The organism is Bacillus sp. GMs2/2, assembly GCF_050172095.1.
Classification (GTDB): domain Bacteria; phylum Bacillota; class Bacilli; order Bacillales; family Bacillaceae_G; genus Bacillus_A; species Bacillus_A cereus.
In genome coordinates this window covers 1-10,628 of the sequence record NZ_JBNLYE010000138.1, presented here as the reverse complement: position 1 = coordinate 10,628, position 10,628 = coordinate 1, and the positions used below count along the sequence as shown (strand labels likewise).

Genomic DNA, 10,628 nt, shown 5'->3' with positions numbered 1-10,628 from the left:
TGGGTGAAATTATTATTGATATCATTACTATTAAAAGAATATATTAAATTTCGCCCTAAAAACAGTATACATGTACAAACCCCTACTGTTGCTATGATTGCTAGTCGTGAAGATGAAATAAAGAACTTCAAAGCTCAAACTTACTTGGCAAGATGCAAATGGCAATAGCCGTAGTTTTAATAAAGAAAAAATCGATGGTATTGTAAAAAGTTTAGATAAACAAAATGCTACTGTTGTGGAAATTGATAAGAAACAGAAGAAGTCATTCTCTCCTGGTCTTTACGATTTAACTGAATTGCAACGTGATGCAAATAAAAAGTTCGGTTACTCTGCTAAAGAAACATTAAATATTATGCAAAAATTGTATGAACAGCATAAAGTACTAACGTACCCTCGTACAGATTCACGCTACATTTCATCTGATATCGTCGGAACACTTCCAGAACGTCTAAAAGCATGTGGTGTTGGAGAATACCGTCCCTTCGCACATAAAGTATTACAAAAGCCTATCAAACCTAACAAATCATTTGTTGATGATAGTAAAGTAAGCGATCATCATGCGATTATTCCAACAGAAGGATATGTTAACTTCGCAGCATTCACAGATAAAGAACGCAAAATTTATGATTTAGTTGTAAAACGTTTCTTAGCTGTTTTATTCCCAGCATTCGAATACGAACAACTAACGTTACGCACAAAGGTCGGCAATGAAACATTCATTGCACGCGGAAAAACGATTTTACATGCTGGTTGGAAGGAAGTATACGAAAATCGATTTGAAGACGATGATGTAACTGATGACGTAAAAGAGCAGATTCTACCTCACATTGAAAAGGGCGATACATTAACTGTAAAGTTACTTATGCAAACATCAGGTCAAACGAAAGCACCTGCACGCTTTAATGAAGCAACTTTACTTTCAGCAATGGAGAATCCTACAAAATATATGGATACGCAAAATAAACAACTTGCTGATACGTTAAAATCAACTGGTGGATTAGGTACTGTAGCGACACGTGCAGATATTATCGACAAACTTTTCAATTCTTTCTTAATTGAAAAACGTGGTAAAGATATTCACATTACATCAAAAGGTCGTCAATTACTTGATTTAGTACCAGAAGAATTAAAATCACCTACACTAACTGGTGAGTGGGAACAAAAACTTGAAGCAATTGCAAAAGGAAAATTAAAGAAAGAAGTATTCATTTCGGAAATGAAGAACTATACGAAAGAAATTGTTTCTGAAATTAAATCGAGTGATAAGAAATATAAACATGACAACATTTCAACGAAGTCTTGTCCAGATTGCGGTAAACCAATGCTAGAAGTAAATGGAAAAAAGGGAAAAATGCTCGTATGCCAAGACCGTGAATGTGGTCATCGTAAAAATGTATCTCGTACAACAAATGCTCGCTGTCCGCAATGTAAAAAGAAACTAGAATTACGTGGTGAGGGTGCAGGCCAAATTTTCGCATGTAAATGTGGCTATCGCGAGAAATTATCAACATTCCAAGAGCGACGTAAAAAAGAATCTGGAAACAAAGCCGATAAACGCGACGTTCAAAAATATATGAAACAACAGAAAAAAGAAGAAGAACCATTAAATAACCCATTCGCGGAAGCATTAAAAAAATTAAAATTTGATTAAACAAAAAGGTTCCTACCTCTATCGGTAGGAACCTTTTATTTTAGTGAATGATTTTACTTCCTTTTGCATTCTCAACAAATTTTTCACTTGATTTGTTAATTGGTGTTTTCAGTAATAACGCAGCAACAATCATAACTACTACGAAAACACTTAACACAAGTAAATCTCTTATTACGATATCCCAAAGCATTCCGCCTACCGTTTCACGAATTGCACTAATTGCGTATGTGAACGGTAAGAACGGATAAATTGCTTGGAAGAATTTCGGTGTCATTTGAATTGGGAATGTTCCGCCCGACCCTGCTACTTGTAGTACAAGTAAAATGATCGCCATCGATTTCCCAACGTTTCCGAAAATAGAAACGAGTGAGTATACGATACAAACGAAGACTCCACCAATAAATAAACTAAATAACACAAACCAGAACTTATCGACTACGTACGTACCGAGTAAGAATATATCTCCCATCGATACGATAAACGCTTGTGAAAGACCTATCGTTAAGAATGTTAATAAACGTCCGAAGTAAATTTCATGGCTCTTATAATTCGCGCCCTCTTCGTGTACTTCTACCGTTAATAATGAAACCATTAATAATGCGCCTACCCATAATGCAAGCACTGTATAGAATGGTGACATCGCTGAACCGTAGTTCGGCATCGCAAATAATTTATTTTCTTTTAAATTTACTGGATTCGCAAAGTAATCACTTTGCTTTTCAACATCATTTTTCAATAAGCGTATAATGTCTTTTAAATCCTCTTCAGATTCAAAATCACGAATTTTATCTGCTAATTCTTTAATCTTTTTCTCAGTAGCTGGCATTTCAGCTTTAATGTCTGCTAATTTCTTTTTACCATCTACTAAACCTTTTGATGAATCTTCTAGTAATTTTTTAACATCTGGAAGCTTTTTGTCTGCCTCTTTTAAAATTTGAGATGTGTTTTTAGACATCTCTTTTGTGCGAGCAATTGCTGCATTGAAATTTGGAGTGATTTCTGAGTCATATTTAGCTAAAATGTCACCAATTTGGCCCGAAACACTTTTAGACACTTGATTAATACTTTCAATAACATCAGCTGCTGGTTTTTGACCTTTATTAATAGCGTCAATTCCTTTATCAGTTAAATCCATTCCTTTTTGCAAACCATCTTTTGCTTTATTTAACTTAGAAATTGTACCATTAAGGTTTTTATCACTATTCACATCAGCTAACACTTTATTTGTACTTTCCAGAACTGGAATCATGTCATTAACTAAATTCCAACTTGCTTTGAACTGCCCATTCAAATCATTTAAGGCTACTTTTGTAGAATCTAATCCGTTAACACCTTTGTTACTTAAGTCTTCTCTTGCTTTTTCAAGCTCTGTTTTTAATCTGCTGTAATCATTTACAGCTTTATCATATTTCTCTCTACCATTGTCTAACGCTTCATTTGTTTGGTTTACTAACTCATTTGCCTTTTTGATATCTTGATTTAAATTACCTCTTAGTTGCTGCGCATCTTCTTTTACATTCTCAGCTTTGTTTTTCAATTGCTCAGCTGTGCTTACTGCTTTTTCGAAATCTGCTACAAACGTCGCATTATAATCTGCTTCTGCTTGATTTACCAAGTTATTTATTGTATCCAATTTTTTATTAGCAGCATCTCTTACATCTTGCTTCACTTCTTGCCCTGTACCAATAATATTGGCAATATCTTTAACGCCACCATTTGCATTTTCAATAGCTGATTTAAGATTTGTTAATCTTTCTATTCTCTTTTGGAAGAATTCTTTTCCAAAATCAGTTGATGCAGAATCTTTAAATTTAGTAAAGACATCAATTAAATATGAAACACTATCTGCTCGACCTTGCAGCGTCTCAGAAACCTTATTAAGATCTTGTTTCGCTTTTTCTGGATCAAAATTACCATTTTGCAACCCATTTATAACGCCTTGTGCATAAGTTGTTCCGACACGTATTGAACTAAAAACATTATTTACAGTTTGATTAATATTTTTAGCAATGTTTTTATACCCCTCACCATTCACTTGCGGTAACGCTGGAATTTCTGGTATTTGTGGTACTTGCGGAATAGTTATATTAGGCAACACTGGGAATTTAGCTGGATCTGGAAGTGCCAGATTGAAATCCAATGATGGATTCTTTAAGAAATCCGTAATTGCCGCCGCACCATCTAAACCTTTTTGCATTACCATTAAATTATTCTTAATAGTTTCTGGGGCACGTTGCAATGTTTCATCATTTCTCGCAAAGAATTTATCTAAATTCCCTAACGCTTCTTGCCCATCATTCATAATACTCTCTACAACTGGCAACTCTTTTTGCGCTACTTTCACAACATCTTCTGCTCGAGTTGCATCATCTAACGCCTTATCCATAAGTGTATTCATTTCTGGGAACTGCGCTTCTAGCTTAAAGACAAGATCTTTTACTTTCTCGATACTTGGTAAGTTTGTTTCTAAATCGATTCCAAGGTCATTGAAAATTTTAAAAATCTCACCGTTTGCTGTTTTTACAAAGTTTTTACTAATTTCTTCTGTAATACCTGATGCACCTTTTGCTGTAATCTTCGGTGCAATCGCGTTTACTTTCTCATTTACATAGTAATCCAGTTCTGGTTTTTTCGGATTTTCATCCAGAACAGTTGCGATTTTTTCAGAGAAGTCTTTTGGAATCGTAATACTTGCATAATAATCCCCACGCTCAACTCCGTAAATTGCTTGTTTTTCATCTACAAATTTCCAGCCAAGATTTTTGTTTTTCTTAAGGGAGTCTACAATCTCTTTCCCGATATTAATATCTTTCCCTCTTAAATTAGAACCTGCATCTTGGTTAGAAACTGCAATGGGAACCTCTTTTGTATTTCCATATGGATCCCAAGAAGCTTTAATGTTAAACCATGCATATAACGATGGTAAAATCATTAATCCTAAAACAATAACAATTGCAGCCCAATGTTTGGCTACATTCCGTAAATCTGTCTTATAAATACGCCAAATTTGTTTCATAGAAGTTATCACCTAATTATATATTTTTCCTTCTTTAGAAAATGATACATGCATTTTGCAATTATATCACTTTCTACATCGTGTATTAACCAAAAACGTACTATTTTTTCCCATTAACTTTCACTTACTTCATTATATAACGAAGTGAGTCAAAGTATGAATACAAAATGACCAAATCGGTTTTACATTCAATAATAACAAATATATATGAAATGTCATAAAAAATACAAGTATTTTCTCTTGGAAATACTTGTATTCCTAAAAAAAATCCTCACAGCTTTTATTCTCTGTGAGGATTTCTTCTATTATATATCCAATTGAACCTCTACACCGAAATGATCTGAAATTACATTTCTGTTTGTACCATTAAAAATAACTTTTGAAGAATGAACTTTTTTACTTTGGTTACACAATATTAGATCGATTCGCAAATTATGTTTATTTTCATCCCAACCAGCAATCTCACCTTGGACAGTCGTTCCTTCATCCTTCTCTATTGCTAATTCATATGTGTCATACAACCCTTTTTGCATCATATACTCATAACCTTCGCCTTCCAACCGAGCATTGTTATTAAAATCCCCCATTAAGAAGGCGAGCTTATTGCTATCTACACGCTCCATCAAACGATCAACTTGACCTTTGAATGACTCTTCTTCATCATTCCACCAACCGAGATGGCAAGAGTAAAACGTTATATCCTTACCATTATAAGCAATTGTTGTACTTACAATTTTACGTGTTTTCCAATACGTTGTATCCTCGTTTTCTGAAATGAAGAACGTATCTTCTTTTATAATATGATGCTTCGTTATAATCGCTAATCCTTCTTCATACACGTCATAACCAATATGAGAGAAATCCCAAGTAATATTGTAATCTTTTACATGTAGCGCTTTTAACTCTTCTAATAGTAAAAGTCCAAAATTATCTTCTTTCTTGTTACCGCATACATTTTCAGCTTGTATGGACTGACTTACTTCTTGCAATGCGATGACATCGTACTCTTCTTCTTGAATTACTTTAGCAAGGTATTGTATCTTTTCTATTTGATTCTCTTCTTGCCAAGAATGACAGTTTAAAGTTAGCAATTTCATATTATTACGCACCTAACATATCTTGAATGTCTGACTTTAATACGTCAGCTTTCGGACCATATACCGCTTGTACACCTTTATCTTTTACAATAAGCCCTAGAGCACCATTTTGTTTCCACTGTGCTTCTGGTGCAACAACATCTAAATCTTTTACTGTTACACGTAAGCGCGTCATACAAGCATCTACGTCAGCAATATTTTCTTTTCCACCTAATAAATCGATAACTTTTGTTGCTAGTGAACCGTCTTGTACATTTCCTGTTCCTTCTGATGCCTCATCTTCATTATCAATATAGTTACCTGCACGCCCTGGTGTTGGTAAATTGAATTTTTTAATTAAGAAATTAAATAGTGTAAAGTTAAGACCGAAGAACACTAATGAAACAATAACAAAGTTGATTAAGTCTCTTGTTAAACCTGCGTTAACCATCATTGGTGTACGAGTAATTAACTCAATAAATCCAAATGCATGAACACGTAAGTTAATTAAATCAGCTAGCGCGAATGCAAGTCCTGTTGTAATAGCATATACAACATATAATACTGGAGCAATAAACATGAACATGAATTCAATTGGTTCTGTTACACCTGTTAAGAATACTGCTAATGCTGCTGATAAAAACATTGGTTTATATTTTGCACGCTTTTCTTTATCCACGTTACGGAACATCGCAAATGCAATCCCCATTAACGCTGCTGTTGAGCCGATAACTTGTCCAGCTTTGAAACGAGCTGGTACAACGTTATTTAATAAATCGTTATATGCCTTCGTATCTCCATTTGCTAGTAAATTATTTAAATCTGTAATCCATGCAAGCCATAATGGATCTTGTCCTGCTACAACTTGTCCAACTTTTGAACCAGTTAACATCGTATATGTTCCGCCTAGCTCTGTATAGTTCATCGGAATCGTTAACATATGGTGTAAACCAAATGGTAATAATAAACGCTCTAACGTTCCATATACAAACGGTGCAACAACTGGTGCGCTATCTTTTGAAGCTGCAATCCAGCGACCAAATTCATTTAACCCACTTTGGATGAATGGCCATAGAAGTGATAATACAATCGCAGTAACTGTAGACCAAAGAATTACAACGAATGGTACAAATCGTTTTCCATTAAAGAATGCTAATGCCTGTGGCAGTTTATTATAGTTATAATATTTGTTATATAAAGTAGCTCCTAAGAAACCTGTGATGATCCCTACGAACACTCCCATGTTTAATGCAGGTGCACCAAGTACAGAAGTAAAGTAATCTTTTACAATTAAATCTCCCGCTATTACTGAAGAAACTTTCGCTTTTGAATCCGCTAACATTTCAGCGTTTACGCCAAATATAGCTCCTGTAATTCGGTTTGTTAAGACGAATGCTAATAGCGCTGCAAATGCACCACCCGCGCGATCTTTCGCCCAAGATCCCCCAATTGCTACTGCGAATAAGATGTGTAGATTTGTAATGATTGCCCAACCGATGTCTTCCATTACGCGAGCGATTGTATGAACTGCGTTAACATCCCCAGCAGACATACCAATTAACTTACCGATGGAAATCATTAAACCAGCTGCTGGCATTACGGCTACAACAACTAATAAAGCTTTCCCGAACTTTTGCCAAAAATCAAAAGACGTAATTTTCATCTGTTCTTCCTCCCCTTTATTTATAACAACATAATGATTTAAATTATAATTTCTGTCCCTTTTATGAAAACGATTCCTCATATCATTTTTCTTTTTACGCAACCGTTTTCATAAATCTATTTTAATAAAAGCGTTTTCACTTTGCAATAGAAATTTATTTTTTTTCATAAAAAAAGATGCTCAAAGAGCATCCTTTTTTATTATGAAATGCGATAAACCCTTGTTTCATAAGGTTTTAAAGCAATTGTTGTTACTTCTTCATGTTCCGCAACTTCATAGTTATTTAAAAGCAAACGTTTGCGTTCTAGTGCAAATGAACCCTCATTATACACAGCTTCCTCTTTTGAGATATTACTAATTACAATGACTTTTTCATCCTGTAACGTACGTGTATATGCATAAATTTGTGGATCGTCTTCTAAAAGTAAATCATACGTACCATAGTTCAGTACATCGTGCTCTTTTTTCAGGGCAATCATTTTCTTATAGAAATTGAAAATAGACTTTTCTTCATTTTTTTGCTTTTCAACATTAATTTCTTTGTAATTTGGATTCATGCTAAACCAAGGTGTACTTGTTGTGAAACCAGCATTCATCTCATCATTCCACTGCATAGGTGTACGTGAATTATCGCGGCAAGAAGCCCATATAATCTCCATCATATCTTGATGTGGTACGCCCTCTGCAATTTTCTCGCGATATAAATTTTTAATTGCTACATCATCGTAATCTTCAATATTTGGTAACTGAACATTTGTCATACCAATTTCTTGGCCTTGATAAATAAACGGTGTACCGTGCATAAAGAAATACATCGCCCCTAGAGCGGTTGCACTTTCACGCCAATATTGTTTATCATCTCCCCATGTTGAAACGATACGTGGTTTATCGTGATTCTCAATATATAAAGCGTTCCATCCTTTATTTTCTAATCCTTTTTGCCATTTCGTTAATACTTTTTTCAATCCTACAACATCAAGGTCTTTCTTCTTCTCTGCATCCCATAAACTTAAATGTTCAAATTGGAATACCATATTGAACTTACCTTGCTCTTCTCCAACCCATAGCTCAGCATCTTCAATCTTAACACCATTTGCTTCACCAACAGTCATAATATCGTACTTAGAGAATGTATTTTCTTTTAGCTCTTCTAATAAAGGTTGAATACCTTTCACATTCATATGTTTATCAAAAGATGGCACATATTTTAACTCTTTTGGATTTGGCATATCCTTGAGGCCTTCTTCTTTTTTAATATGACTGATCGCATCAACGCGGAAACCATCAATACCTTTATCAAGCCACCAATTAACCGTATCATATAGTACTTCGCGAACTTCTTTATTCTCCCAGTTCAAATCTGGTTGTTTACGTGAGAATAGATGTAAATAATATTGTTCTGTTTCTTCATCATATTCCCATGCCGAACCATTAAAAATACTTTCCCAGTTGTTTGGCTCCGCACCATCTTTACCATCATGCCAAATATACCAATCACGCTTCGGATTATCTTTAGATGAACGTGATTCAATAAACCATGGATGTTCATCACTCGTATGATTAATAACTAAATCAATAATTAGCTTCATATCACGCTTATGAACTTCATCTAGTAAAGCATCAAAGTCTGCCATTGTACCAAACTCATCCATAATATCTTGATAATCACTAATATCATAACCATTATCATCATTAGGCGATTTATACATTGGACAAATCCAAATTACATCTATACCTAAATCTTTTAAATAATCCAGTTTCGCAATAATACCTTGTAAATCTCCAATACCATCTCCATTTGAATCCATAAAGCTACGTGGATAAATTTGATAAGCAACCGCTTCTTTCCACCATGTCTTATTCATAGTCATTCTCTCCTTTTGCATCCCATCGGAATTTTATGCAAACGTTTTCGTAACACTATCATAACAAAATATGAACAGTTTGCAACTGTTTTCATTGAACTCTATGTAGATTCTTTATTCTTATGCTTTATTTATTTCTCACAAAGGTAAATCTCATTCTTCACCTCTTCTTGAAACTGGTAGCCCCTCTCTCTTTATAGAAGAAGTTCCTTATATAAAGGCTGTTGAACTTTTTAATGGCGGTAACATCCCTGAAAATTTCAAGCGCTCTGGTTCCTATGTCTATAAACCTATTCCCCTTAAAGGCATTCAAATCATGCAATACTTTCTTTCTCATGCACCAAATAAAGATGCTAGTATTTGGCATCAATCGCCCATAGGTGCTGTTGAAAATATTTCGCCGAATGAAACGGCTTATTTTCATCGTAAAGCAATTATTGCTCAAGAATACATTACCTCTTGGAAATGCGATGATGAAGAAAATCGAAATATACGCTGGGTTAAAGGTTTACGAGAAAACTTAGATCCTTATACATTAGGTGACTATGTGAACTGGCCCGATATCGACATTAAAAATTGGCAAACTAGTTATTATGGCTCTAACTTTCACAGATTACGTAAAGTAAAAATCATGTATGATCCTTGTGATGTTTTTCATTTCCAACAAAGTATCCCTCCTTTTCATACGTGAAAAAAGGGGATAACATAAAAAAATCACCCAATATACCGTTACCTCGCAGTATGTTGGATGATTCAAGTTGATTTTCTATATCGTTTCAAATTCTTGCTCCTACTCATAAACTTTTACTTACAGATTAATTGTATTTCGTATCATTTTCATGCAATGAATGTAATTTAATATTTGGTACTTTATCTTTTTCAATACCTCTATTATAAGAAACAGGAACTTGAAATTCGAATTGCTTTGTCTCATGTTTTTGTAAATAGACTGGTTTCGGTACTGGATAGCTTTTTGAATTCTCGTTTGCATTATCGTATAAAACAACTTTTAATGCTTGTGAATGATTACGATAATTTTTTAAAGTAACAATGCACTTCGGTTGGATATTCTCTCCATTTTTCTCCATTCTACACTGGCTATCTTCTTTTTTATATTCTATTGCTTCTACCCCTGTTTTTCCTGCGTAGTACCATGTTTTATTCAATGTCTGGAGGATTGTATTTAAAATAAACGGCATCATTACAATCAAAATACTAATGCCTACTACTTTTATCTTATTCGGTTTTCTAAATGTACTAGACTCCTTTTTTCCTAGCCATTTTAAAAATAATATAAATGCAATTACATGTAGTATGAAAGAAACAATCAATATATTTGAGACTTTATAATCCATAT

General features: G+C 34.2%; 5 protein-coding genes and 2 pseudogenes. 2 read left to right on the top strand and 5 right to left on the bottom strand.

The window, feature by feature from the left end; translation table 11 throughout:
* Positions 1-1,651, top strand: a pseudogene (gene topB, locus ACQGS6_RS16975) (DNA topoisomerase III); the annotation flags it as partial.
* A gap of 40 nt (positions 1,652-1,691) precedes the next feature.
* On the opposite strand, the gene ACQGS6_RS16970 reads toward topB, so the two are convergent.
* The 4 genes from ACQGS6_RS16970 to ACQGS6_RS16955 form a co-directional block, all read right to left on the bottom strand.
* Positions 1,692-4,667 carry a YhgE/Pip domain-containing protein gene (locus ACQGS6_RS16970; protein ID WP_326318633.1) on the bottom strand — a complete coding sequence of 992 codons (2,976 nt, stop codon included), beginning with the start codon at positions 4,665-4,667 and terminating at the stop codon, positions 1,692-1,694.
* 305 nt (positions 4,668-4,972) lie between these two features.
* Complete coding sequence (locus ACQGS6_RS16965) at positions 4,973-5,764, bottom strand: endonuclease/exonuclease/phosphatase family protein (protein ID WP_326318632.1); 792 nt, start codon at positions 5,762-5,764, stop codon at positions 4,973-4,975.
* 4 nt (positions 5,765-5,768) lie between these two features.
* The gene (locus ACQGS6_RS16960) at positions 5,769-7,406 is read right to left on the bottom strand and encodes a PTS transporter subunit IIBC (protein WP_000705560.1); all 1,638 of its coding nucleotides are present in this window, start codon (positions 7,404-7,406) and stop codon (positions 5,769-5,771) included.
* Between the two features lie 200 nt (positions 7,407-7,606).
* Positions 7,607-9,271 carry a glycoside hydrolase family 13 protein gene (locus ACQGS6_RS16955; RefSeq protein ID WP_001044703.1) on the bottom strand — a complete coding sequence of 555 codons (1,665 nt, stop codon included), beginning with the start codon at positions 9,269-9,271 and terminating at the stop codon, positions 7,607-7,609.
* A gap of 154 nt (positions 9,272-9,425) precedes the next feature.
* On the opposite strand from ACQGS6_RS16955, the pseudogene ACQGS6_RS16950 reads away from it, so the two are divergent.
* A pseudogene (locus ACQGS6_RS16950) lies at positions 9,426-9,962 on the top strand (BBE domain-containing protein); the annotation flags it as partial.
* A 124-nt stretch (positions 9,963-10,086) separates the two neighbouring features.
* Here the strand turns inward: ACQGS6_RS16950 and ACQGS6_RS16945 are convergent.
* Positions 10,087-10,628: ABC transporter permease (locus ACQGS6_RS16945; protein WP_426965339.1), on the bottom strand; the 542-nt coding region annotated here is incomplete at its 5' end.

What these genes read in the sequence shown, in the direction of transcription:
- ACQGS6_RS16970 (WP_326318633.1), bottom strand. Translation starts at nt 4,667, where the DNA reads ATGAAACAAATTTGGCGTATTTATAAGACAGATTTACGGAATGTAGCC.
- ACQGS6_RS16965 (WP_326318632.1), bottom strand. Translation starts at nt 5,764, where the DNA reads ATGAAATTGCTAACTTTAAACTGTCATTCTTGGCAAGAAGAGAATCAA.
- ACQGS6_RS16955 (WP_001044703.1), bottom strand. Translation starts at nt 9,271, where the DNA reads ATGAATAAGACATGGTGGAAAGAAGCGGTTGCTTATCAAATTTATCCA.
- ACQGS6_RS16960 (WP_000705560.1), bottom strand. Translation starts at nt 7,406, where the DNA reads ATGAAAATTACGTCTTTTGATTTTTGGCAAAAGTTCGGGAAAGCTTTA.